We start from the raw sequence: 24,671 nt of genomic DNA on the forward strand, positions 1-24,671 counted from the left end.
ATGCGGGACGGGGGTCCGCGTCTGAGGGGTTCGGACGGAAGCGTCGCGCTCAGCCACGGACGGACGCTGCCGTCCTGGTGCCAAAGCTCTCCAGAGCGTCGCCCGTCAGCCGGAACGTGGACCAGCCATCCAGGGGACGGGCGCCGAGGCTGCGGTAAAAGTTGATGGACGGCTCGTTCCAGTCCAGGACGCTCCACTCCACCCGGGCGTAACCGTTCTCGACGGCGGTGGCAGCCAGATGCTTCAGCAGCGCCTTGCCGTGCCCCTCGCCGCGTGCGTCCGGGCTGACGTAGAGGTCTTCCAGGTAGATCCCATGGACGCCTTCCCACGTGGAGTAGTTCAGGAACCAGAGGGCGAACCCCTGGACCTCGCCCGCGCTGTTCTCGGCCATCGTGGCAAACACGCGCGGGTTCCCGCCGAACAGGACCTCGGCCAGCATTTCTGGGGTGTTGCGGACCGCGTCCGGTTCCTTCTCGTAGATGGCCAGTTCGTGGATCATCTGCAGGATGGCGGGGACGTCTTGCCGGGTGGCGGGGCGGATTACACTCATGGCCCGAGTTTACTAGGGGGCCGTGATCCCTACTGCCAGCGAAGCTGGGATGTCCCGTAGCGGACTGGTCCCTTGCCGTATTCAAGAGGAGCACCGTCCGCCATGATGGGTGGTCCAACGTACCGGAGGCGGCCGTAGGGGCTCTCCATCACGCGGAAGTCCGGTTCCGGCAGGGAAGCACTGTGGCCGGCCAATGCGGGGAGCCGGAACAATTCTTCGGCACTGCCGGCCAGGGAAAGCCGGGCCGCGCCGCCACGTCCGCTTCGGAGCCGTTCGGCCAGCAAGGCAAGTGCTGCCGCCGCCAGGCCATATCCGGTGGCATGGTCCAGTGCCTGCACTGGCAGCGCCCCAGGCTTCCACCCGTCATCAGTCGTCCGGCCATACCGTTCGGCTATGCCGCACGCGGCCTGTACGAGGCTGTCGAAACCGCGCCGTCCCTTCCAGGGCCCGCCGCTTCCCCACGCACTGAGGGTGACTGTCACCAGGTCGGGCCGTGCCTGCAGCAGCGCTTCGGGCGCCAGCCCGAAGCGGTCCAGCCCGCCGTCGCGGTAACCCGTGACCACCACGTCGGCAGACTCAATGAGACCCCGGACTGCTTCCATCACCTCTGGCTCCCGGAAGTCCGCCTCCGCACTGCGCTTGTCAAAGCCGGAGTCAACGAATACGTCGCTCAACTCCGGAAGCTGGGGCGGGTCGATGCGCAGTACTTCCGCACCAAGGGCGCCCAGGAGGCGCGTGGCCGTGGGACCGGCAATGACGCGCGTCAGGTCCAGCACCTTGAGCCCGGTCAGGGGGTGGCGCGGAACTGCTCCTGGAACCCACCGGGGGAGCTGCCGACTTTCATTGGCGTCCGTCGGTGGACGGGAGATGCGGATCCACGGCCCGGCGCCAGGCGTCTCATACATTGGGGTCGCGGCCCACTCGTCCCGCGTGCGCACGGCAGCAGCGACGCCCTTGTTGGCCGTGATGGCGTCCTCGGCTGCCAGGGACGTCATGCTTAGCAGGGCCTGTTCCACATCCTGTGCCGTGCTGACGGAGAGTGCCGCCATCAGCCGGGCTGCGTGGTGGGGATAATTGGCGTGCAGACGGATCCAGCCGTCCGACGTGCGCCGGAAGCCGGACGTCGGAGCGAATCCTTCGGGTTTCGCGCCTGCGATCCGCAGGTGTCCGAGCGAATCGAAGGACGCTGCCGTGGCTCCGGATGCCAGCGAGTACCTGTCCGGCACACCAACTAGTGCGTTCAGCGACGTCGCTGCTGCCTGGACCGCCCCCAAGGCCAGCCCCTCGACGTCCAGCGGGCCGTTCCACCACTGCCGTGGACCGTTGGCTGGCGCGACTGGCTGGGCCTCGAGGGCCAACAAAACCCGAAGGCTGCCCGTCAGGTCGGGGACCGAGTCCACTGGGTCACAGCCTAGAGCCGGTTGACGTTGGTGACCCGGACCACTGCCGTCCCGGATTCGTCGGAAGCTGCCAGGTCCACTTCTGCGGAGATGCCCCAGTCATGGTTGCGGGCCGGATCGTCGAAAATCTGCCGGACCTTCCACAGCCCGGGCTCTTCGGTGATCATGAGCAGCCCGGGGCCGCGGGCATCCGGGCCGGTGCCGATGTCGTTGTGTTCATCGAAGTAGTCGTCCAGGACGTCTTCCCAGCGGTCGGCACCCCAGCCTGCGCCGCCGTCGAGCTCGCCCAGGGCTGCTGCGTTCTCGTCCGCGAACAGTTCCACACGGCGGAACATCTCGTTGCGGACCATCACACGGAAGGCGCGGACGTTGGACGTAAGCGACGGCGGTGGGGGAGGGGGAGCGTCGTGCGGGGTGGGCATCGCGCCGGACGCCAGCTCCTCCCATTCGTCCAGGAGGCTGGAGTCCACCTGCCGCACCAGTTCGCCAAGCCATGCGATGAGGTCCTCAAGGTCCTCCCGGAGCATGTCCTGCGGCACGGTCTGGCGCAGCGCCTTGAAGCAGTCGGCGAGGTAGCGCAGCACAATGCCCTCGGAGCGGGCCAGCCCGTAGAACTGGACGAACTCGCCGAAGTTCATGGCGCGCTCGTACATGTCGCGGACCACGGACTTGGGCGCCAGTTCAAAGTCGCCCACCCACGGCGCGGCCTTGCGGTAGACCTCGAAGGCTTCGCCCAGAAGTTCCGCGAGTGGCTGCGGATAGGTGACGTCCTCCAGCATGGCCATGCGCTGGTCATACTCGATACCATCAGCCTTCATCGAGGCAATCGCTTCCCCGCGGGCCTTTTTCTGCTGCGCGGAGAGGATCTGGCGGGGTTTTTCGAGGGTCGCCTCGATCACCGACACCACGTCCAGGGCGTACGACGGCGAATCCGGGTCAAGGAGCTCCAGCGCCGCCAGTGCAAACGGCGACAGCGGCTGGTTCAGGGCAAAATTGGCCTGCAGATGGACGGTGAGCCGGACGGTCCTGCCGTCGTGGCCCTGCTCTTCTGCCGGGATGCGCTCCACCACCTCGGCGGCAAGGAGCTCCCGGTAGATTCCCAAGGCTTTTTTCATCAGCCGCAGCTGCGAGGACCGGGACTCGTGGTTTTCGGTCAGCAGCCTGCGAGCCGCCGTGAACGGATCGCCGGGCCGTTCCATCAGGTTCATCAACATCGAATGCGTCACACTGAAACTTGAGGACAGAGGATCGGGCACGGATTCCACAAGGCGCTTGAAAGTGGGCTCGCCCCAGGAAACGAAGCCCTCCGGCGGCTTCTTCTTGACAACCTGGCGGAGCTTCTTTTGGTCATCACCAAATTTGGCGGTGGCCTTGGCCATGGCCTTCACGTTTTCGATCACGTGTTCCGGAGCCTGGACCACCACTGTCCCTGCGGTGTCATATCCCGCGCGGCCGGCCCGCCCGGCAATCTGGTGGAACTCCCGGGAGTTAAGCGGACGGGTGCGTACGCCGTCGTACTTGCTCAGTGCGGTGAGCAAAACGGTGCGGATGGGCACATTGATGCCCACGCCCAGCGTGTCCGTACCGCAGATCACCTTAAGCAGGCCCGCCTGGGCAAGCTGTTCCACGAGCCGCCTGTACTTCGGCAGCATGCCGGCGTGATGGACGCCGATACCGTGCCGGACCAGCCGGTTGAGCGTCTTACCGAAGCCTGCGGCGAAACGGAAATTCGCGATCAGATCGGCGATCTTGTCCTTCTCTTCGCGGGTGCAGACGTTGATGCTCATCAGCGTCTGGGCTCGGTCAATGGCCTCGATCTGGCTGAAGTGCACCACATAGACGGGGACCTGGCGCGTGGAGAGGAGTTCCTCGAGCGTTTCGTGGACCGGCGTCTGGTGATAGTAGTAGTGCAGCGGAATGGGACGCTCGGCTGAACTCACGGTGGTGGTGGGCCGTCCCGTGAGCTCGGTGATGCCGGCCTCGAACCGGCTGACGTCACCCAGGGTGGCGGACATCAGGAGGAACTGGGCCTGGGGCAGCTCCATCAGCGGGACCTGCCAGGCCCAACCACGCTGGGGGTCGGAGTAGAAATGGAATTCGTCCATGATGACCGCGCCGAGTTCGGCGGCGGTTCCTTCGCGGAGGGCGATGTTCGCAAGGATTTCTGCCGTGCAGCAGATGATCGGCGCGTTTTGGTTCACGCCTGAGTCACCGGTGATCATGCCAACGTTTTCTGCGCCGAAGATGTCGCACAGGGCAAAGAACTTCTCGGAAACCAGCGCCTTGATGGGCGCGGTGTAGTAACTGCGCTGGCCTCTTGCCATGGCCTGGAAGTGCGCCGCGATGGCCACCAGCGACTTGCCGGAACCGGTGGGCGTGGCGAGGATGACGTTGGCACCGGTGGCCAGCTCCATGATGGCCTCGTCCTGGGCAGTGTACAGCTCCAGGCCCCGGCTTTCGGTCCACTCCAGGAATTGGGTGTACAGGGCGTCCGGGTCGATGCCTGCACCGGAGGGGTTTGGGGCGGGCAGGACAGGCAGCTGGTCAACGAGTTTCATTGATTTCCAGCTTAGTGCCCAGCCGGTGCCTGATATCCGGGCGGGCCCGGGTTAGGCTCGCGGTACTGCCAGACAGCACTAGGCGATGGAGGTAACTGTGAAGTGGGACCCCGTAAAGTACGTCCAGTTCGGCGACTACCGCGACCGGCCCTTTTTCGACCTGACGGGGCGGATCCAGACGGACTGTCCACGGCACGTTGTGGATCTGGGCTGTGGTCCAGGGAACCTCACGGCCACCCTCGCCCGGAGATGGCCGGAAGCGAAAGTGGTGGGGCTCGATTCGTCCGGGGAGATGTTGGACAAGGCGGCCGCGCAGGCAGCCCGCCATGCGGGCCTCAGCTTCAGGCTGGCGGATATCGCGGCCTGGACGCCCCCGGCTGACACCGACGTGGTGGTCACCAACGCCGCCCTTCAGTGGGTGCCGGGCCATCAGGAAATGTTGGCGGGCTGGCTGGCGGCGCTCAAGCCCGGTGCCTGGTTCGCCATGCAGGTGCCGGGAAATTTTAACGCCCCGTCCCATGCCCTGATGCGGGACCTCGCGGGTTCCGCCCTCTGGTCTTCCCGGCTCGACGGGTTAATTCGCGGGGGGGGAATCCGTGGGGGAGCCCACAGACTACCTGCGCATCATGCTGGACGCGGGCTGCACGGCTGATGCCTGGGAAACCACGTACCAGCAGGTCCTAACGGGGACAGACCCGGTGCTGAACTGGGTACGAGGCACGGCGTTGCGCCCGGTCGTGGCGGTCCTTTCAGCCGAGGACGGCCTCGTCTTTGAAGCCGAGTATGCGGCAGCCCTGCGGGATGCGTACCCGGGAACGGTCCATGGCACGGTGTTTCCCTTCCGGAGGATCTTTGCCGTAGCGCAAAAGCAGCCCAGCACATAAACTCCATTCGTTTGATGTTCTCGACATGGTCGGTATTGCCCCATGACTAAGAAGAGAATGTGATGCTGGTTACAATGACGACAGCGGCTCCTGGGGATGGCAAAACGGCCGGACCCTCATCAGCCTCCCAAATCCCGTCCTGGAGGTGCGATGCTTTTCGGCTTAATGGCCCGGCTTCTGGCTGGCCATAAGGGTGTCGTGGCCGCAATCGTTGCTCTCCAGCTCGTCCAGACCGCAGGCAACCTGCTCCTGCCCACCGTTAACGCTGCCATCATCGACGACGGCATCGTGGCCGGGAATACTCCGGAAATCTTCCGGCTGGGCACTGTTATGGCTCTGATCGCTGCGGTGCAGGCGGCGGCGGCCATCGCCGCTGGCTACTTCGGGGCAGTGGTGGCCATGAAGGTCGGGCACCAGTTGCGCAGCGAGGTCTTCACCAGGATCCAGTCGCTTTCTTCCCAGGAAGTTGCAGCCTTCGGCACACAAAGCCTCGTCACCAGGGCCACTAACGACACCCAGCAGATCCAGTCGTTCGCCGTCCTGGTTTTCACCATGCTGGTGGCGGCGCCGGTCATGGCGGCCGGGGGCGTCCTGCTGGCATGGCAGCAGGACATAGTTCTTTCAAGCGTCGTAATCGTCATCATGCCCATCCTGCTGCTGATCATGTATCTCATCGTCCGGCGCCTGGTGCCCCTTTACCGGCAGGGCCAGGAGCTCCTGGACCGGACGGGTGAACTCCTTCGTGAGCAGATCATCGGCGCAAATGTGATCCGTTCCTTCGTCCGGCAGGGACACGAAACACGCCGGTTTGCGAAGACCAACACCAGCCTCACCGGCAATAACCTTCAGTCGTCGCTGCTCGTGGCCGGCATGCTGCCGCTGATCATGATTGTGGTCAACCTGTCATCGGTGGCCGTGGTGTGGTTCGGTGGCCATCGGGTTTATGACGGCGGGATGAACATCGGCGCCCTCACGGCTTTCATCGCCTACATCCTGCAGATCCTGCTGGCGATCATGATGGCCATGTACGTGTTTATGACGGCTCCGCGGGCCGCCGCCTGCGCAGAACGGTTGGGTGCCGTGCTCAACACAAAACCGTCAGTCCAGGACCAGCAGACGTCCCGTGGTACCGGCCATGGGAGCCCCTTGGATGGCGGCAACGTCACCTTCAGGAACGTGAGTTTCTCCTACCCCGGCGCCGAAAATCCAGTACTTGAAGACATCAGCTTCACAGCCCGGCCAGGAACCACCGTTGCCATCGTCGGCTCCACGGGCAGCGGAAAATCGACACTCTTGAGCCTGGTGCCCCGCTTCCTGGACTCCACGGCCGGAACCATCAGCATCGGCGGCCGGAACATCTGTTCCATGCCCTTGGACGTCCTCCGCCGGACCATGGCGGTTGTGCCGCAGAGGTCGCATCTTTTCTCCGGAACCATCGCCGACAACCTCCGCGTCGCAGCTCCGAAGGCATCCGACGGCCAGCTATGGGAAGCCTTGGAGACAGCCCAGGCGGCCGGCTTCGTCCGTGCGCTGCCGCGGGGTATGGACACAGAGGTCGGGCAGGGGGGAACTACCCTCTCCGGCGGCCAGCGGCAGCGCCTCTGCATTGCGCGTGCCCTCCTGCGGAGAGTTCCCGTCTATCTGTTTGACGACAGCTTTTCCGCGCTGGACTTTGCCACCGAGGCCCGGGTGCGGGATGCCCTGGAGTTGGCACTTGACGGCGCAGTGGTCATTGTCGTGGCGGAGCGGATCTCCACCGTTGCCGGCGCCGGCCAGATCCTGGTACTCGACGACGGCCGGTTGGTCGCAGAGGGGACGCACCTGCAGTTGCTGGAGACATCTGCCACCTACAGGGAAATCGCCGAGTCTCAACTGGCACTGGATGACGCGCCATGACGGCTTTGCCCGGCTCCGGGGCGGCGCCCGACGGCTTCTGGCCCACAGCACGACGTGTCCTTGCCTTGCTGCGCCCGTCGCGGGGCCGGATGCTGGGCGCCGTTGCGGCCACCTGCGCTTTTGTTGTCCTCAACGTCGCGGCGCCAAACTACCTCGGTGATGCCACCGATGTGGTGGTGGATGGGGTCTACAGTGGAGTGCTCGACGGGCAGCGGCTGGGAATTCTGCTGGCCGCCGTTGCCGCGATGTACGTCGGCGCTTCCCTGTTCAACTGGATCCAGGGAGCGTTGACAGCCAGCGCGGTACACGGCCTGATGTATGGCCTCCGGGCATCCGTCCAGGCCAAGCTGCACCGGCTTCCTTCCACCTACTTTCAGACGCAGTCCAGGGGAGACGTCCTGAGCCGCGTCACCAACGACATCGACAATATTTCGCAAGCGCTCAGCCAGGTCCTCACGCAGCTGATTATGTCCTTCCTGATGCTGTGCGGTGCCCTGGCCATGATGCTGTGGATCTCTCCGCTCCTGGCACTGATCGCTCTTGTATCAGTGCCGCTGTCCACCCTTATCACCGTTATGGTGGCCCGGAAATCCCAAGCACATTTTGCCCGCCAGTGGACCGAAACGGGTGAATTGAACGCGCACGTGGAGGAGTTTGTCACCGGGCACGAGGTCATCAAGGCTTTCGGGTACCAGGACCAGGCGGCTGCAGCCTTTAAGGCAAGCAACGACCGCCTTGCCCGGGTATCGGCACGTGCCCAATATTCATCGGGCATGGTACAGCCGTTGATGGTCCTTATTGCCAATGTGAATTACATCGCCGTGGCGGTGGTGGGGGCGCTCCAGGTCACCATGGGGGCCATGACCATCGGCGGGATCCAGGCGTTCATCCAGTTCAGTCGGCTTTTTACCCAACCTGTGGGCCAGATCGGCGGCATGCTCAACGTCATCCAGTCCTGTGTGGCATCGGCGCGCCGCGTGTTCGACCTGCTCGATGCTGAGGAGATACCTGCCGAGCGTGAAGGCGATGGCCGCAAAGCCGGTCCGGGCGGTCGGATTGTGTTCAGCGATGTCACCTTCGGCTATGTCCGGACTGACCCGGTGGTCCGTGGACTCTCGTTCACGGTGGAACCGGGGCGGACTGTGGCAATTGTCGGCCATACGGGCGCCGGTAAGACCACCATTGTTAATCTCCTCACGCGGTTCTATGAGGTCGACGCCGGCAGGATCACCATCGGCGGTACCAACATCGCTGATATCCAGAGGGACGTCCTGCGTGAAGGTTTTGGGGTGGTGCTCCAGGATGCGTGGCTGTTTTCCGGCACCATCAGGGAGAACATCGAATACGGCCGGCCTGGGGCCACAGATGCGGAGGTCACCGCGGCAGCAGAGGCGAGCCATGTGGACCACCTCATCAGGTCGCTGCCCGCCGGATACGACACGGTGCTGGGCAACGGCGGAGAGCCGCTCAGCCAGGGGCAGCGCCAGCTGATCTCCATCGCCCGGGCGCAGTTGGCGGACCGCGCTGTCCTGGTCCTGGACGAGGCAACCAGTTCGGTGGATTCCCGGACGGAGGCCCTGATCCGCCAGGCAACTCAGAGGCTGCGCCGGGGAAGAACAAGCTTTGTCATTGCCCACCGTTTGTCCACTGTCCGGGACGCTGATCTAATTCTGGTCATGGAACACGGACGCATTGCAGAGCAGGGAACCCATCGAAGCCTCCTGGCAGCCAACGGCCGCTATGCGCGGCTCTACAACGCGCAGTTCGCCGGACGTGCGGGCCGCGCCGGCACGTTGGAGGCCGGACGATGACCTCAGGCGGTCCGTTCCCCGGCACCTGGACGCCCAATCAGTCGAGCACGGTGCCACTGTTTGAACAGCTGCGCCTGCATGTAATCCGCCTGGCGGACAGTGGCGCCCTTCCGCCGGGAACCAAGCTGCCGGCAGTGCGTACGCTGGCGGGGCTGCTCGACGTCGCGCCCCACACCGTTGCACGGGCGTACAAGGAGCTGGAGGCAGCAGGTGTGGTGGCCACGAAGGGCAGGAACGGCACCCTGGTGTGCGCGCGTGATGAGCGGGAGGATGCGCTGTCCCTTGCCGCCAACTCCTATGCATCGGTGGCAAAGGCCCAAGGCGCCACCTTTGCCGAAGCAGTCAAGCTACTGGCAGCAGCCTACGACGCCGGCTAGCCGGACCCGCATGGATATTCGAAGAAGTTTTCGATTAGCATTAGTGGGTGCCTAAAGCCGTAGCTGAAGAAACAGCAGTCGAATCCGTCCCCGTCGCCGTTACCCAGGCCCCAGCCACGCCTGCCCGGCCAGACCTCTCCCGCCTTGTGGTCAAGGGCGCGCGGGAGCATAACCTGCGCAATGTGGACCTGGATCTGCCCCGTGATGCGATGATCGTTTTCACCGGGCTATCCGGCTCTGGGAAGTCATCGCTGGCATTCGACACCATCTTCGCCGAGGGCCAGCGGCGCTACGTTGAATCACTGTCGGCCTATGCCCGTCAGTTCCTCGGCCAGGTGGACAAGCCGGACGTCGATTTCATCGAAGGCCTCTCGCCTGCGGTATCGATTGACCAGAAGTCCACCAGTAAGAACCCCCGCTCCACGGTTGGCACCATAACCGAAATTTATGACTACATGCGTTTGCTGTGGGCACGCGTGGGTCGGCCGCATTGCCCCGTATGTGGCGAGGTTGTGGCCCGGCAGACGCCGCAGCAGATCGTGGACCAGCTGCTTGAGCTTGAGGAAGGCACACGCTTCCAGGTCCTGGCGCCGGTGGTACGTGGGCGCAAGGGCGAGTTCGTGGACCTCTTCAAGGAGCTGACAGCCAAGGGCTATTCGCGTGCCCGGGTGGACGGCGAGCTGATCCAGCTGAGCGAGCCCCCCAAACTCGGCAAGCAGTTCAAGCACACCATTGAAGTGGTGGTGGACCGCCTGGTGGTCAAGGAAGGCATCAGCCAGCGCCTTACGGATTCCGTTGAAACGGCGCTTGGCCTGGCCGAAGGCCGGGTACTGGCCGAGTTCGTCGATCTGGACGCAGACGCGCCGGGACGGCTGCGGGCATTTTCCGAGAACCTCGCCTGCCCCAACGAACACCCCCTGGCCATCGATGAAATCGAGCCGCGCTCCTTCTCGTTCAACAATCCCTTCGGCGCCTGTTCCGCGTGCAGCGGCATCGGTACACGGCTCGAGGTTGACGAAGAACTGATTATTCCGAACCCGGAGCTGTCGTTGTCCGAGGGCGCCATCGCGCCGTGGTCACTGGGCACCGCAACCACTGAGTATTGGAACCGCCTGCTCGAAGGGCTGGCCAATGAGCTCGGATTCTCCATGGACACACCCTGGGAGAAGCTGGGCAACGACGTCCGCCAGACTGTCCTGCATGGCAAGGACCACAAGGTGGTTGTCCAATACAAGAACCGCTTCGGACGGGAACGTAAATACAGCACCGGCTTCGAGGGTGCCATCCAGTACGTCCACCGCAAGCACGGCGAGACGGACTCCGAGTGGGCCCGCGACCGCTATGAAGAATACATGCGGCAGATCGCGTGCCCTGCGTGCAATGGCGCCCGGCTCAACCCCGCCTCGTTGTCCGTCCTGATCAACGGCAAGTCCATCGCAGAAGTAGCGGCCATGCCCATGCGGGTGTGCGCGGACTTCCTGAACAACCTGGTCCTGACCGGCCGCGAGGCCCAGATCGCCCACCAGGTGCTCAAGGAAATCCAGGCCCGGCTGACCTTCCTGCTCGACGTCGGGCTGGAATACCTGAACCTTGAGCGCCCCTCCGCCACCTTGTCCGGCGGCGAAGCGCAGCGGATCCGCCTCGCCACCCAGATCGGTTCCGGCCTGGTGGGCGTCCTTTACGTCCTGGACGAGCCCTCCATCGGCCTCCACCAGCGCGACAACCGCCGGCTCATCGACACCCTGACACGGCTCCGGGACATGGGAAACACCCTCATCGTTGTGGAACACGACGAGGACACCATCCAGGTGGCGGACTGGATCGTTGACATTGGCCCGGGCGCAGGCGAGCACGGCGGTCAGGTCGTCCACTCCGGTTCGTACCAGGACCTCCTGGCCAACACCAACTCACTGACCGGCGACTACTTGTCCGGCCGCAAGCAGATCGACATCCCCAAGAAGCGGCGCAAATATGACAAGAAGCGTGAGCTGAAGGTCGTCGGGGCCCGTGAAAACAACCTGATCAACGTTGATGCGGCCTTCCCCCTGGGACTGTTCACCGCCGTGACCGGCGTCAGCGGCTCCGGCAAGTCAACGCTGGTCAACGAGATCCTCTACAAAGTGCTGGCCAACAAGCTCAACGGCGCCAAGCAGGTAGCCGGACGCCACAAGAGCATCATGGGCCTGGAGCACCTGGACAAGGTGGTGCACGTGGACCAGAGCCCCATCGGGCGAACCCCCCGGTCCAACCCCGCCACGTACACCGGCGTCTTTGACAACATCCGAAAGCTCTTCGCCGAAACCACCGAGGCCAAAGTCCGCGGCTACCTGCCAGGCCGGTTCTCCTTCAACGTCAAAGGCGGGCGCTGCGAAGCTTGCGCCGGTGACGGCACACTGAAGATCGAAATGAACTTCCTGCCGGACGTCTACGTTCCCTGCGAGGTATGCCACGGCGCACGGTACAACCGCGAGACCCTTGAAGTGCACTACAAGGGCAAAACCATCGCGGATGTGCTCAACATGCCCATCGAAGAAGGTGCGGAGTTCTTCGCAGCCTTCTCGCCAATCGCCCGGCACCTGAACACGCTCGTGGACGTGGGCCTCGGCTACGTCCGGCTGGGACAGCCGGCAACCACCCTCTCCGGCGGCGAAGCCCAGCGCGTCAAGCTTGCCGCGGAACTGCAGAAGCGCTCCAACGGACGCAGCGTTTATGTCCTCGACGAGCCCACCACGGGCCTGCACTTCGAGGACATCCGCAAGCTCCTGATGGTCCTTCAGGGACTGGTGGACAAGGGCAACACCGTGATCACCATCGAACACAACCTGGATGTCATCAAGAGCGCCGACTGGATCGTGGATCTTGGACCGGACGGCGGTTCGGGCGGCGGGCAGATCGTGGCCACCGGCACTCCCGAGCAGGTGGCGAAATCCACCAAGAGCCACACGGCATCCTTCCTCGCGGAAATACTGAGCTAGGCAGTTGGCTTCCAAACTCGTATGCCGTGTCGGGCATGCGAGTTTCGGGCATGCTCGGTGTCGTGAGAAACTAAGCCGGTGACTCAAACAACAGTGCCCGTGATCTTTGACCTGGACGGCACTCTTGTCGATCCGGCCGGCGGTATATCCGACGGAATTGCAGCCGCCCTGGCCGCCGCAGGTCTGCCGGTTCCCGGCCAGGACGTCCTGCACTCGATGATCGGCCCGAAACTAAGCGACGCACTCCAGAGTGTCTGCAAGGTTCCGGCCGAGATGCTGGACGAGGTCATCCGGACGTACCGGCAGTACTACCTGGCCACGGGGATAGCCCAGAGCCGGCTGTACCCCGGGATCAAGGAAGTGCTGGAGACTTTTGCTGCGGAAGGCAGGCCGGTGGCCGTCGCCACGCAGAAGCCCGAAGGGCTGGCGCAGATCGTGCTGGGCCACCACGGTATCGCCGGGATGTTCCAGTCCATCAGGGGTTCGGCAGACAACGAATTGTCAACGGACGGCCCGGTGGGCAAGGCAGAGATCATCGCCGCGGCACTGACCGACCTGTCCACCCAGCATGCCGTTATGGTGGGTGACCGCGCCCAGGATGTGGCGGGAGCCATCGCCAACGGGCTTGACTGCATCGGCGTGGGCTGGGGATTCGCCCCCGACGGCGAACTCGAGGAAGCCGGGGCCGTCACCGTGGTGGACACCGCCGCGGGCATGGTCGCCGCCATCGCGCGCCTCGAAGCCATCCACACCGCCGCGATGAGTGAGGTGCGCAACGATGGCGCTGTTTGAGGCGGTCCGCTGGACATTTCGCGGGCTCGTAGCGGGCACCTGCCGGCCCACCGTCCTCGGCCTTGAAAATGTCCCAAAAGAGGGGCCCTTCATTGTGGCGCCGAACCATCTCTCCTTCTTTGACAGCGTCATTGTCCAGGCGCTGATGCCGCGGCCGGTGGCCTTCTTCGCCAAAGCCGAGTACTTCACCACGGGTGGCGTGAAGGGAAAGGTCATGAAATCCTTCTTCGAGTCCGTGGGCTCCATCCCCGTGGAGCGCGGCGAGCAGGCAGCAAGCGTCCAGGCGCTCAAAACCCTCTTGGACATCCTGGAGTCCGGCAAGGGCATCGGCATTTACCCTGAAGGCACACGGTCGCGGGACGGTATTCTCTACCGCGGCCGCACCGGTGTGGGTTGGCTTGCACTGGCAACCGGAGTTCCTGTGATCCCGGTCGGCCTGATCGGGACGGAAAACCTGCAGCCGGCCGGTGAGAAGGGCTTCAGGCCGCATCACTTCACCATGAAGGTGGGGGAGCCTCTGTATTTCGACAAGACCGGCCCGGATCATTCGCTGCCGGCGCGCCGCCAGGTGACGGACCGCATCATGGATGCAATCGCCGAACTCAGTGGCCAGGAACGCTCCACCAGCTACAACCAAAGTAAGAGCACGGATTAGTAGAATGAAGTAGTGGCAGATCCAGCAACGTACCGGCCCCAGACGGGTGAAATTCCCACGAACCCCGGGGTGTACCGGTTCCGCGATCCACACGGCCGGGTCATCTACGTCGGCAAGGCTAAAAGCCTTCGCTCGCGCCTGAACTCCTACTTCGCGAACCCGGCGGGCCTGCTGCCCAAAACCCACGCAATGGTCCACACGGCCAGCAGCGTCGAGTGGACGGTGGTGGGCAGCGAACTGGAGTCGTTGCAGCTCGAATACACCTGGATCAAGGAATTCAAGCCCCGGTTCAACGTGGTCTTCCGCGACGACAAAACCTATCCGTACCTGGCCCTTACCATGAGCGAGAAGCTCCCCAGGGTCCAGGTCATGCGGGGGGACCGCCGCAAAGGCACCCGGTACTTCGGTCCCTACACGGCCGGCGCCATCAGGGAAACCATGGACACCTTGCTGCGGGTCTTTCCCGTCCGCAGCTGCAGCGCCGGCGTTCTCAAACGGGCCCAGGCGAGCGGCCGGCCCTGCCTGCTGGGCTATATCGATAAATGCTCCGCCCCCTGTGTTGGCCGGGTCACCCCGGAAGAACACCGGGTCCTGGCGGAGGACTTCTGCGCGTTTATGGGCGGTGAGGCCAAACGCTTCATCACCAAGCTCGAAAAGCAGATGTCCGAGGCTGTCAGCACTCTCGACTACGAGCGTGCCGCGAGGCTCCGTGACGACATCACCGCGTTGCGGAAGGTCTTTGAGCGTAATGCGGTAGTGCTCGCCGACGATACCGACGCCGATGTCTTCGCGCTGCACGAGGACGAACTGGAAGCCGCCGTCCAGGTGTTCCACGTCCGGGGCGGCCGGATCCGTGGCCAGCGCGGCTGGGTGGTGGAAAAAGTGGAGGATGCCACCACCCCGGATCTGGTGGAACACCTGTTGCAGCAGGTTTACGGCGACGACGGCGACAGCCATGGGCGGCTGCCCCGCGAAGTCCTGGTGCCCGTAGAGCCCAGCAACGCGGCGGAACTGACGGAATGGCTCGGCGGCCTGCGGGGAGCCAAGGTGGATATCAGGGTGCCGCAGCGCGGCGACAAGGCTGCGCTGATGTCCACCGTCCGTGAAAACGCCGAACACGCGCTCAAAGTGCATAAGACCCGCCGCGCCGGGGACCTCACCGTGCGCTCCCAGGCACTCCAGGAGCTGCAGGAAGCCCTGGACCTGCCCGTGGCGCTCCTGCGGATCGAATGCTACGACGTCTCCCACGTCCAGGGCACCAACGTCGTGGCCTCCATGGTGGTGGTCGAGGACGGGCTGCCCAAGAAGTCCGATTACCGGAAATTCTCCGTCACCGGGGCCGCCGCTGCGGACGACACCGCCGCCATGCATGATGTCCTGACGCGGCGCTTCCGGTATTACCTGCAGGATAGGTCGGCGCAGGTCGAGGCGTCCGCCCTGCCGGGGCATCAAGCCGCCGTGGAAGCGGCTGCCGATGCCGCCATCCTGGACACCACTACTGCAGCGCCGCGGGCGAAGTTTGCCTACCCGCCCAACCTGGTGGTGGTCGATGGCGGCCAGCCCCAGGTCAACGCAGCCGCCCGGGCGCTGGCGGACCTTGGCATCGAGGATGTGTACGTGGTGGGCCTGGCCAAACGGCTTGAGGAAGTCTGGCTGCCGGACAGCGACTTCCCTGTGATCCTGCCCAGGACATCGCAGGGACTTTATCTGCTGCAGCGGATCCGTGACGAAGCCCACCGCTTCGCCATCACCTTCCACCGGCAGAAGCGCGGTAAGGCCATGACTGTCTCGGCGCTGGACGGCGTGCCAGGCCTGGGTGAGTCCAAACGCAAGGCGCTGCTCACCCACTTCGGGTCCGTCAAGGGTGTCAGAGCCGCCACCGCAGCCGAGCTCACGTCGGCGAAGGGCATTGGGCCGGCCCTTGCCAACGCCATCGTGGCCCACTTCAGCGGCGAAGATGCGGCCGGCGATGCAGTTCCGGCCGTGAATATGGCCACCGGCGAAATCATTGAAACCTAGGTAGGGTAAGGAACGCAGGTTTCCGCCATTGCGGTTGCCTGCCTTCATCTGGACAGAAACGGGGCGGAACGAATGGCAGACTCTACAGCGGAATCCGGGACAGGGCAGGACGGCATGACGCCGGTCAAGCCCGTCGAAGCGGAACTGCTGGTGGTCACCGGTATGTCAGGGGCGGGACGCAGCACCGCCGCGGACGCACTTGAGGACCATGGCTGGTATGTCGTGGAAAACCTGCCGCCGCAGATGCTCGGCACCCTGGCCGAGATTGTGTCCCACGCGCCGCAGTCCATTCCGCGGCTGGCCGTGGTGATGGATGTCCGCAGCAAAGGCCTCTTTGTCGACGTCCGTGCGGCCCTGGGGGCCCTCGCCGCCAGTGGTGTCAAGTTCCGGGTCCTTTTCCTCGACGCCAAGGACGACGTCCTGGTCCGCCGGTTCGAGCAGGGCCGCAGGCCCCATCCGCTCCAGGAAGGCGGCCGCATCCTCGACGGCATTGCCGCCGAACGGGAGGTGCTCAAGGAACTGCGCGACAGCTCCGACGTCGTACTGGATACCTCCACCTACAACGTCCACGCCCTGGCTACCGCCATCACGGAACTCTTCAGCGATTCCGGCCCGGTGGCACTGCGGCTCAACGTCATGAGCTTTGGCTTCAAGTACGGCCTGCCGGTGGATTCCAACTACGTTGCGGACGTCCGGTTCATCCCGAATCCGCACTGGGTTCCGCAGCTTCGCCCGCATACGGGCCTGGACAAGGACGTCAGTGATTATGTCCTCGAGGCGGAAGGCGTGAAAAACTTCGTAGACCGCTATGTCCTGGCCCTCGAGCCTGTCCTGGACGGCTACCGGCGCGAAAACAAGCACTACGCCACCATTGCCGTCGGCTGTACCGGCGGCAAGCACCGGTCGGTGGCGGTCGCCGTCGAACTTTCCAAGAAACTGGCACAGTATCCCCGCGTGACCGTGACCACCACTCATCGGGATCTGGGCCGCGAATAATGGGGATGTTCACCGGGCCCCTCCCGTTGGTACCGATTTCCAGCGGAACGGCAGCCGGCCAGCAGGACAAGGGCCCCAATGTTGTCGCGCTCGGCGGCGGGCATGGCCTGTCCGCTTCGCTCTCGGCGCTGCGGCTGCTCACCTCCGAGCTGACCGCCATTGTCACTGTGGCGGACGACGGCGGGTCTTCCGGGCGTCTGCGCGACGAGTACGGCGTCCTCCCGCCCGGAGACCTGCGGATGGCACTCTCCGCCTTGTGCGATGACACGGACTGGGGCCGCACGTGGCGTGACGTGATGCAGCACCGTTTCCGGCCCGGCCAAGGCCGCGGCGGATCGCTGGACGAGCACGCAATGGGCAACCTGCTCATCGTCACCCTCTGGGAGCTTCTGGGCGACACCGTGGCCGGACTGAAGTGGGCCGGCGCCTTGCTCGGCGCCCGGGGGCAGGTGCTTCCGATGTCCACCGTGCCGCTGACCATCGAAGGCGACATCCGCGTCACCGCACCTGACGGCACGTCAGCGCTCCAGACGATCCGCGGGCAGGCGCGCTGCGCCGTTGCCGGTTCGCTGGAACAGGTCCGGCTCCTGCCCGAACAGGCGCAGGCCTGCGTTGAAGCCCTGACAGCCATCGAGCTCGCCGATTGGGTCATCCTCGGGCCGGGGTCCTGGTATACGTCCGTGCTGCCGCACCTGTTGCTCCCCGAAATGCGGGCGGCACTGAGTGCCACGGCGGCAAAACGCTGCCTCACCATGAACCTGGCAACGGACACCAAAGAGACCACGGGCATGTCTGCGGCGGACCACCTGTACGCCCTCCACCGGTATGCGCCGGACTTCAGCGTCGACGTCGTCCTGGCGGATCCCGCGTCGGTGCAGGACCGGCAGGAGTTCGAGAAAGCCGCCGGGATGATCGGCGCCGAGGTTGTCTTGGGTAAAGTGGGGGCGTCGGGCCGCCGACCCGTCCATGACCCCCTGCGTCTGGCAGCGGCGTACCACGACATTTTTGGGAACAGTTAGGAAGGTGCCATGGCACTGACATCATCGGTCAAAGAAGAACTGTCCCGCCTGGACATCAAGAAATCTTCAGTCCGCAAGGCGGAGGTTTCGGCCATGCTGCGCTTTGCCGGCGGCCTGCACATCATCTCGGGCCGGATCGTGATCGAGGCCGAGGTTGACCTCGCGTCAACGGCGCGCAGGCTCCGGGCAGCCATCGCGGAGGTTTACGGGCACCAGAGCGAGATCATTGTTGTTTCCGGCGGGGGACTGCGCCGCGGCAGCCGGTACGTGGTGCGGGTAGTCCGCGACGGCGAGTCCCTGGCCCGCCAGACAGGTCTCCTGGACGGCCGTGGCCGGCCGGTGCGGGGGCTTCCCTCGGCTGTGGTCAACGGCTCGGCCGCTGACGCAGAGGCCGTCTGGCGTGGTGCTTTCCTGGCCCATGGTTCGCTCACCGAACCGGGCCGTTCGTCATCGTTGGAAGTCACGTGCCCGGGGCCCGAGTCCGCGCTTGCCCTCGTTGGCGCAGCCCGCCGTCTCGGCATCCAGGCGAAAGCCCGCGAGGTCAGGGGAGTGGACCGGGTAGTGATCCGCGACGGCGACACCATCGCCGCCCTGCTCATCCGGATGGGCGCCCACGACGCCCTGATGGTCTGGGAAGAACGCCGGATGCGCAAGGAAGTCAGGGCTACGGCCAACCGGCTCGCCAACTTCGACGACGCCAACCTTCGGCGCTCCGCGCAAGCGGCCGTGGCCGCCGGCGCCCGGGTTGACCGGGCACTTGAAATCCTGGGCGACGACGTACCGGACCACCTCAAATACGCCGGCGAACTCCGCGTGGCCCATAAACAGGCAAGCCTGGACGAGCTCGGGCGCCTGGCCGATCCGGTGATGACCAAGGACGCCATCGCCGGCCGCATCCGCCGGCTTCTGGCCATGGCGGACAAGCGGGCCATCGATCTGGGGATCCCCGGCACTGATGCCAATGTGACGCCTGAGATGCTGGATGAGTAGCGGCGCCCCTAGAATCAGAGCGTTCACCCTGATCTTCCGGATGCCAGTCATCCGGATGCACAATCCGAGAGTTACAACCCGGACAGACCGTCCACGACATTGGAGGATTTTGTGACCGAGTACGTACTGCCAGAACTCAGCTACGACTACGCAGCGCTTGAGCCGCACATTTCGGCGCGCATCATGGAGCTGCACCACAGCAAGCACCACGCCGCGTACGTTGCGGGTGCCAACAATGCCCTTGCCCAGCTGGCAGAGGCACGCGCCAAGGGCGACTTCGCCAACATCAACCGCCTGTCCAAGGACCTCGCGTTCCACACCGGCGGCCACATCAACCACTCGGTGTTCTGGAACAACCTGTCCCCGGACGGTGGCGACAAGCCCGAGGGCGAACTGGCAGCTGCCATCGATGACGCCTTCGGTTCCTTTGACGCCTTCCGTGCCCAGTTCTCCGCCGCGGCCCTAGGCCTGCAGGGATCGGGCTGGGGCTTCCTGGCCTACGAGCCGATCGGTGGCAACCTGGTCATCGAGCAGCTCTACGACCAGCAGGGCAACGTAGCACTCGGCACCACGCCGCTGCTGATGCTGGACATGTGGGAGCACGCCTTCTACCTGGACTACGTAAACGTCAAGGCTGACTACGTCAAGGCATTCTGGAACATCGTCAACTGGGCAGATGTCGCCAAGCGCTTCGATGCTGCACGCACCAACGCTACGGGCCTCATTACCCTGCCGTAGTGACCTGCAGTACATGTACGTGTAACAAACTTCACATTTCGGCGTGATTTCGGCCGGAATGCGGTTGGTCCGCCCCCGCACTTGCGGGGGCGGACCAACTTAAACGTAAGATGGATCACGGAAGGCGGTCTGCCTTCAGCAACGTGGCTGGTCGCCCTCCGATCTGTTAATCATCTCTGCCCAATGGCGTGCGGGATCTGTTAGTTGGCTTCAACGCCCGCTCAACTAATTTGTGCTTATTTAGGCACCAAGGAGACTGAACAAGTGACGACCCGTATTGGTATCAACGGCTTCGGCCGCATCGGCCGCAACTACTTCCGCGCAGCCCTCGCTCAGGGCGCGGACCTGGAGATCGTTGCCGTCAACGATCTCACCAGCCCTGAGGCGCTGGCCCACCTGCTCAAGTACGACTCCGTCGGCGGCCGTCTGAAGGAAACCGTTGAAGTCAAGGATGGCAACATTGTTGTCGACGGCAACGTCATCAAGGTTCTCGCCGAACGCGATCCCGCCAACCTGCCCTGGGGCGAGCTGGGCGTGGACATCGTCATCGAGTCCACCGGCTTCTTCACCAAGGCCGCTGCCGCGCAGAAGCACATCGATGCAGGCGCCAAGAAGGTCCTGATCTCCGCACCGGCCTCCGATGAGGACATCACTATCGTGATGGGTGTCAATGACGGCCTGTACGACAACGCGGCGCACAACATCATTTCCAACGCGTCCTGCACCACCAACTGCCTGGGCCCGCTGGCCAAGGTCCTCAACGACACTTTCGGCATCGAGCGTGGCCTGATGACCACCATCCACGCCTACACGGCTGACCAGAACCTGCAGGACGGCCCGCACAATGACCTCCGCCGTGCGCGCGCAGCCGCCATCAACATGGTCCCCACCTCCACGGGTGCGGCCAAGGCGATCGGACTGGTCCTGCCTGAGCTCAAGGGCAAGCTGGACGGCTACGCCATCCGAGTGCCTGTCCCCACCGGCTCGGCCACTGACCTCACGGTCACCGTCTCCCGCGAGACCACTGTCGAGGAAGTCAATGCAGCGCTGAAGAAGGCTTCGGAGTCCGAAGAGTTCCAGGGCATCCTCACCTACACCGACGCTCCGATCGTTTCCTCGGACATCGTCGGGGACCCGTCGTCGTCAATCTTCGACTCGGGCCTGACCAAGGTCATCGGCAACCAGGTCAAGGTTGTTTCCTGGTATGACAACGAATGGGGCTACTCCAACCGCCTCGTGGACCTCACGGAGCTCGTCGCAGCCAAGCTGGGCTAGGGTTAGACACATGACATTCCACACCCTCAACGAACTGATCGCTGAAGGTGTCCGCGGGCGGTACATTCTTGTCAGAAGTGACCTGAATGTGCCGCTCGACGGCTCTACAGTGACTGACGACGGCCGCATTAAGGCCTCTCTGCCAGTACTGGGAAAGCTCACGGACGCCGGTGCCCGCGTGCTGGTAACAGCCCACCTCGGACGCCCCAAGGGCGCTCCGGAGGAAAAGTACTCCCTCCAGCCTGCCGTAGCGCGGCTCGCCGAACTCGCCGCCTTCAAGGTCTCGCTCGCGCAGGACACGGTGGGCAGCTCAGCGAAGGAACTCGCTGCCTCGCTTCAGGACGGCGAAGTCCTCGTCCTGGAGAACGTGCGTTTCGACGCCCGGGAGACCAGCAAGGACGACGCCGAACGCGGCGCCTTCGCGGACGAACTGGTAGCCCTGACAGGGCCCAACGGTGCATACGTTGACGACGCCTTTGGTGCCGTACACCGTAAGCACGCCAGTGTGTTCGACGTCGCCACCCGGCTCCCGTCCTACCAGGGCGATCTCGTACACACCGAGGTGGAGGTTCTGCGGAAGCTGACGGCTGACACGCAGCGGCCCTACGTGGTGGTACTCGGCGGCTCCAAGGTCTCCGATAAGCTGGCGGTCATCGACAACCTCATCGGCAAAGCCGACACCATCCTGGTGGGCGGCGGCATGCTCTTCACGTTCCTGGCGGCAGAAGGCCACAGCGTGGCCGGCAGCCTCCTGGAAGAAGACCAGATCCCGGTTGTCCAGGACTACCTGAAACGGGCAGCCGGAGCCGGCACTGAATTCATCGTGCCCACCGACGTCATCGTGGCCAGTAAGTTCGCGGCCGACGCAGACTACGAGACCGTCCCCGCGGACGGCATCGAAGGCAGCAGCTTCGGCTCACAGGGCATCGGCCTTGACATCGGTCCGGACTCTGCCGCCGCCTTTGCGGACCGGATCAAGGACGCCAAAACGGTGTTCTGGAACGGGCCCATGGGCGTTTTCGAGTTCGAAGCATTCTCCGGCGGAACCCGCGCCGTAGCCAAGGCCCTCACTGAGGCCGACGCGTTCACCGTGGTGGGCGGCGGGGACTCCGCTGCCGCCGTGCGGACGCTCGGCTTCGCTGACGACCAGTTCGGCCACATTTCCACCGGCGGCGGCGCCAGCCTGGAATATCTCGAAGGCAAGGAACTCCCGGGACTCAGCGTCCTGGACCGTTAGGAACCTGGACTGCCAAGTCCTCCGGCCGGCAGGATGCCCGCGGGCACCCTGCCGGCCGCACATATATCAAGAACTTTTGGAGAACACGTGACTACGTCAACGAACGGCGCTTTTGACCGCACGCCTATCATTGCGGGCAACTGGAAGATGAACATGGACCATGTCCAGGGCATCACCCTCCTGCAGAAGCTGGCCTGGACCCTGTCTGACGCCAAGCACGACTACAGCCGGGTTGAGGTGGCTGTCTTCCCGCCATTCACCGACCTCCGCGGTGTGCAGACACTCGTCCAGGGTGATGAACTGGACATTTCTTACGGCGGCCAGGACCTCTCCCAGTTCGATTCGGGCGCTTACACCGGCGACACCTCCGGCCAGTTCCTGAACAAGCTGGGCTGCCGCTACGTCCTGGTGGGGCACAGCGAACGCCGCACCATCCACCAGGAATCAGACGACGTCCTCAACGCCAAGGTCAAGGCAGCGTTCAAGCACAGTGTCACCCCGGTCCTTTGCGTTGGCGAAGGTCTGGAAATCCGCCAGGCCGGCACCCATGTCGAGCACACCCTGACACAGCTCCGGGCGAACGTCGCCGGTCTGGCCGCCGAGCAGGCGGCAGAGCTTGTGGTGGCCTACGAGCCCGTCTGGGCCATCGGCACCGGTGAAGTGGCCGGGCCGGAGGACGCTCAGGAGATGTGCGCTGCCATCCGCGCGGAACTGGCCAACCTCTTCGGTGACGATGTTGCAGCAAAGATCCGGCTGCTCTACGGCGGCTCGGTCAAGGCAAACAATGTCGCCGCGATCCTGAAGGAGCGCGACGTCGACGGTGTCTTGGTCGGCGGGGCCAGCCTCGATCCCGCGGAGTTTGCTAATATTGTTAGGTTCGAGAGTCACCTGGTGACGGACTAGTCCGTCACGCAGTTCCAGGCTCCCGCAATTCCAATCTTCTGAAAGGCCGTCGTGGACGTTCTTCATGTCATTCTGCAGATTCTCCTGGGCATCACCAGCCTTCTGCTGACCCTGCTAATCCTCCTTCACAAGGGACGGGGCGGCGGGCTGTCGGACATGTTCGGCGGTGGTATGAGTTCCGGCCTCAGCTCCTCCGGCGTTGCCGAACGGAACCTGAACAGGTTCACCGTGATCCTGGGCGTCACCTGGGGCGTCGTGATCATTGCCCTCGGCCTGATTATGCGCTTCAGCGGCGCAGGAGACTCATAGACTCTGCAACTGATTGTCGCCCGGCACTGCCGCGATGAGGATCTCCGAACTAAACTGTGGCTGTTGGCTCCCAACAGCCACAGTTTCGTTTAATTTCGTTTAAACAGCGTCGTTTAAGCAGCCAGGAGTCCAGATGGTACATAGTGCGTCAGCGTTCCGTGGCACCCGGGTGGGTGTGACAGAAGGAGCCGGTCCCAAGAACCAGTCAGAAGCTGCCTCAGGCGAAAGAGTGCCCCGTATCCGGGTTTCTTTTTGGTGCGCCAAGGGGCATGAGACCCAGCTTGTCTTCCTGCGGCTGCCGGACGAGCAAATTCCCTCCGTCTGGGACTGCCGGCGCTGCGGGGCTCAGGCATCACGGGACGGCAAGGACGCCGACCTGCCCGACCCGCTGGACGAAGGCTTCAAGACCCATCTTGAATACGTTAAAGAACGGCGCTCCGACCAGGACGCCGAAGCAGTCCTGGCCGGAGCCCTGGAAAAACTACGCGCCGGTGGCGTCCTTGCGGACGAGTTGCTGCGGGACACGTGACGCCGCGTTTTCATCGATAAGCCACAGGGTCCGGGAGGTTCCCCGCGGGCCTGCCGCCGGAACCTGCACCGGGTTGGCGCCGGCCAGGGCCAGGCCCACCGCACCGGCCTTGTCCTCACCGGCCACCACCATCCAGACCTCGGCCGCAGTGTTGATGGCCGGAAGCGTAAGTGAGATGCGCTGCAGTGGCGGCTTCGGCGAATTCCGGACGCCAACGACTGTCAGCTCCTTCTCCCGGATTCCGCCCTGCTCGGGGAAGAGAGAGGCCACGTGGGCGTCGGGACCAACGCCCAGCAGCACCACATCCAGCCGCGGCAGTACTCCCGGCTGGTCCGGACGGTCGTCGGACATGTCCGCCGCGTGTTCGGCCTGGGCTGCTTCCCGGAGCCTGCGAGCATAGCCTTCGGCGGCTTCCTCGGGCGTGTCGAAGTCATCCGAGGAGCCCGGCTGGTGGATCCTTGCCGGATCAACCGGAATGCTCGACAGGAGTGCATCAAACGCCTGACTGGTGTTCCGGTCGGGATCGTCGGTACCGACAAACCGCTCGTCACCCCACCAAAAATTCACCCTGGACCAGTCGACGGCGGGCGCCGCCGGAGAATCCGCAACCGCCTTCAGCGTTCCGATGCCTACTGTGCCACCGGTCAGCACCACCGTGGCCTCACCGTGCTTGTCCTGCACATCCACTAGCTTGGTGATCAGGCGGGCCGCGATGGCGGCCATCAGGACGGACGAATCGGGATGGATGCTAACTCTTG

The 24,671-nt window shown here is 64.2% G+C and carries 20 protein-coding genes and 1 pseudogene; 17 read left to right on the top strand and 4 right to left on the bottom strand.

Features of this window, described 5'->3' with window-relative positions; translation table 11 throughout:
* Positions 1-49: 49 nt before the first annotated feature.
* From FYJ92_RS09255 to FYJ92_RS09265, 3 genes are read right to left on the bottom strand one after another with little or no spacing between them, the layout of a single operon-like run.
* Positions 50-550, bottom strand: coding sequence for a GNAT family N-acetyltransferase (locus FYJ92_RS09255; RefSeq protein WP_185263566.1), 501 nt, complete (start codon positions 548-550; stop codon positions 50-52).
* A gap of 29 nt (positions 551-579) precedes the next feature.
* Positions 580-1,950 carry a CoA transferase gene (locus tag FYJ92_RS09260; RefSeq protein ID WP_185263567.1) on the bottom strand — a complete coding sequence of 457 codons (1,371 nt, stop codon included), beginning with the start codon at positions 1,948-1,950 and terminating at the stop codon, positions 580-582.
* An 11-nt stretch (positions 1,951-1,961) separates the two neighbouring features.
* The gene (locus tag FYJ92_RS09265) at positions 1,962-4,508 is read right to left on the bottom strand and encodes an RNA helicase (RefSeq protein WP_185263568.1); all 2,547 of its coding nucleotides are present in this window, start codon (positions 4,506-4,508) and stop codon (positions 1,962-1,964) included.
* Between the two features lie 97 nt (positions 4,509-4,605).
* On the opposite strand from FYJ92_RS09265, the pseudogene FYJ92_RS09270 reads away from it, so the two are divergent.
* From FYJ92_RS09270 to FYJ92_RS09350, 17 genes and pseudogenes are all read left to right on the top strand, one after another.
* Positions 4,606-5,392, top strand: a pseudogene (locus FYJ92_RS09270) (trans-aconitate 2-methyltransferase).
* Positions 5,393-5,542: 150 nt separating this feature from the next.
* Entirely contained in the window at positions 5,543-7,288 is a 1,746-nt protein-coding gene (locus tag FYJ92_RS09275) for an ABC transporter ATP-binding protein (protein WP_185263569.1), read from the top strand.
* Complete coding sequence (locus FYJ92_RS09280; RefSeq protein WP_185263570.1) at positions 7,285-9,099, top strand: ABC transporter ATP-binding protein; 1,815 nt, start codon at positions 7,285-7,287, stop codon at positions 9,097-9,099. The genes FYJ92_RS09275 and FYJ92_RS09280 overlap by 4 nt, the downstream gene beginning before the upstream one ends.
* Positions 9,096-9,476: a GntR family transcriptional regulator gene (locus tag FYJ92_RS09285; RefSeq protein ID WP_185263571.1), complete on the top strand. Its 381-nt coding sequence runs from the start codon at positions 9,096-9,098 to the stop codon at positions 9,474-9,476. The genes FYJ92_RS09280 and FYJ92_RS09285 overlap by 4 nt, the downstream gene beginning before the upstream one ends.
* A gap of 47 nt (positions 9,477-9,523) precedes the next feature.
* On the top strand, positions 9,524-12,451 hold the full coding sequence (gene uvrA / locus FYJ92_RS09290; RefSeq protein ID WP_185263572.1) for an excinuclease ABC subunit UvrA: 2,928 nt from the start codon (positions 9,524-9,526) through the stop codon (positions 12,449-12,451).
* A 78-nt stretch (positions 12,452-12,529) separates the two neighbouring features.
* Positions 12,530-13,243: an HAD hydrolase-like protein gene (locus FYJ92_RS09295; protein ID WP_185263573.1), complete on the top strand. Its 714-nt coding sequence runs from the start codon at positions 12,530-12,532 to the stop codon at positions 13,241-13,243.
* Positions 13,230-13,898, top strand: coding sequence for a 1-acyl-sn-glycerol-3-phosphate acyltransferase (locus FYJ92_RS09300; RefSeq protein WP_185263574.1), 669 nt, complete (start codon positions 13,230-13,232; stop codon positions 13,896-13,898). The genes FYJ92_RS09295 and FYJ92_RS09300 overlap by 14 nt, the downstream gene beginning before the upstream one ends.
* A gap of 12 nt (positions 13,899-13,910) precedes the next feature.
* Positions 13,911-15,917 (top strand): excinuclease ABC subunit UvrC, encoded by a 2,007-nt coding sequence (gene uvrC, locus FYJ92_RS09305; protein WP_185263575.1) that lies wholly within the window; start codon positions 13,911-13,913, stop codon positions 15,915-15,917.
* Positions 15,918-15,989: 72 nt separating this feature from the next.
* A complete protein-coding gene (gene rapZ, locus FYJ92_RS09310; protein ID WP_185263576.1) occupies positions 15,990-16,913 on the top strand; it encodes an RNase adapter RapZ in 924 nt (307 codons plus the stop codon).
* A complete protein-coding gene (gene yvcK, locus FYJ92_RS09315) occupies positions 16,913-17,932 on the top strand; it encodes a uridine diphosphate-N-acetylglucosamine-binding protein YvcK (protein WP_185263577.1) in 1,020 nt (339 codons plus the stop codon). The genes rapZ and yvcK overlap by 1 nt, the downstream gene beginning before the upstream one ends.
* Before the next feature lie 9 nt (positions 17,933-17,941).
* Positions 17,942-18,922, top strand: coding sequence for a DNA-binding protein WhiA (gene whiA / locus FYJ92_RS09320; RefSeq protein ID WP_056339766.1), 981 nt, complete (start codon positions 17,942-17,944; stop codon positions 18,920-18,922).
* A gap of 111 nt (positions 18,923-19,033) precedes the next feature.
* Complete coding sequence (locus FYJ92_RS09325; RefSeq protein WP_185263578.1) at positions 19,034-19,660, top strand: superoxide dismutase; 627 nt, start codon at positions 19,034-19,036, stop codon at positions 19,658-19,660.
* A 264-nt stretch (positions 19,661-19,924) separates the two neighbouring features.
* Entirely contained in the window at positions 19,925-20,935 is a 1,011-nt protein-coding gene (gap, locus tag FYJ92_RS09330) for a type I glyceraldehyde-3-phosphate dehydrogenase (RefSeq protein ID WP_185263579.1), read from the top strand.
* 10 nt (positions 20,936-20,945) lie between these two features.
* Entirely contained in the window at positions 20,946-22,172 is a 1,227-nt protein-coding gene (gene pgk, locus FYJ92_RS09335) for a phosphoglycerate kinase (RefSeq protein ID WP_185263580.1), read from the top strand.
* Positions 22,173-22,259: 87 nt separating this feature from the next.
* Entirely contained in the window at positions 22,260-23,075 is an 816-nt protein-coding gene (gene tpiA, locus FYJ92_RS09340) for a triose-phosphate isomerase (protein ID WP_185260492.1), read from the top strand.
* Between the two features lie 51 nt (positions 23,076-23,126).
* Positions 23,127-23,384, top strand: coding sequence for a preprotein translocase subunit SecG (gene secG / locus FYJ92_RS09345; RefSeq protein WP_160670806.1), 258 nt, complete (start codon positions 23,127-23,129; stop codon positions 23,382-23,384).
* Positions 23,385-23,517: 133 nt separating this feature from the next.
* Complete coding sequence (locus FYJ92_RS09350) at positions 23,518-23,913, top strand: RNA polymerase-binding protein RbpA (protein WP_185260493.1); 396 nt, start codon at positions 23,518-23,520, stop codon at positions 23,911-23,913.
* Here the strand turns inward: FYJ92_RS09350 and pgl are convergent.
* On the bottom strand, positions 23,866-24,636 hold the full coding sequence (gene pgl / locus FYJ92_RS09355; protein WP_255482395.1) for a 6-phosphogluconolactonase: 771 nt from the start codon (positions 24,634-24,636) through the stop codon (positions 23,866-23,868). The genes FYJ92_RS09350 and pgl overlap by 48 nt on opposite strands.
* Between the last annotated feature and the right edge of the window lie 35 nt (positions 24,637-24,671).

It is taken from the genome of Pseudarthrobacter sp. NBSH8, from assembly GCF_014217545.1.
Lineage (GTDB): Bacteria > Actinomycetota > Actinomycetes > Actinomycetales > Micrococcaceae > Arthrobacter.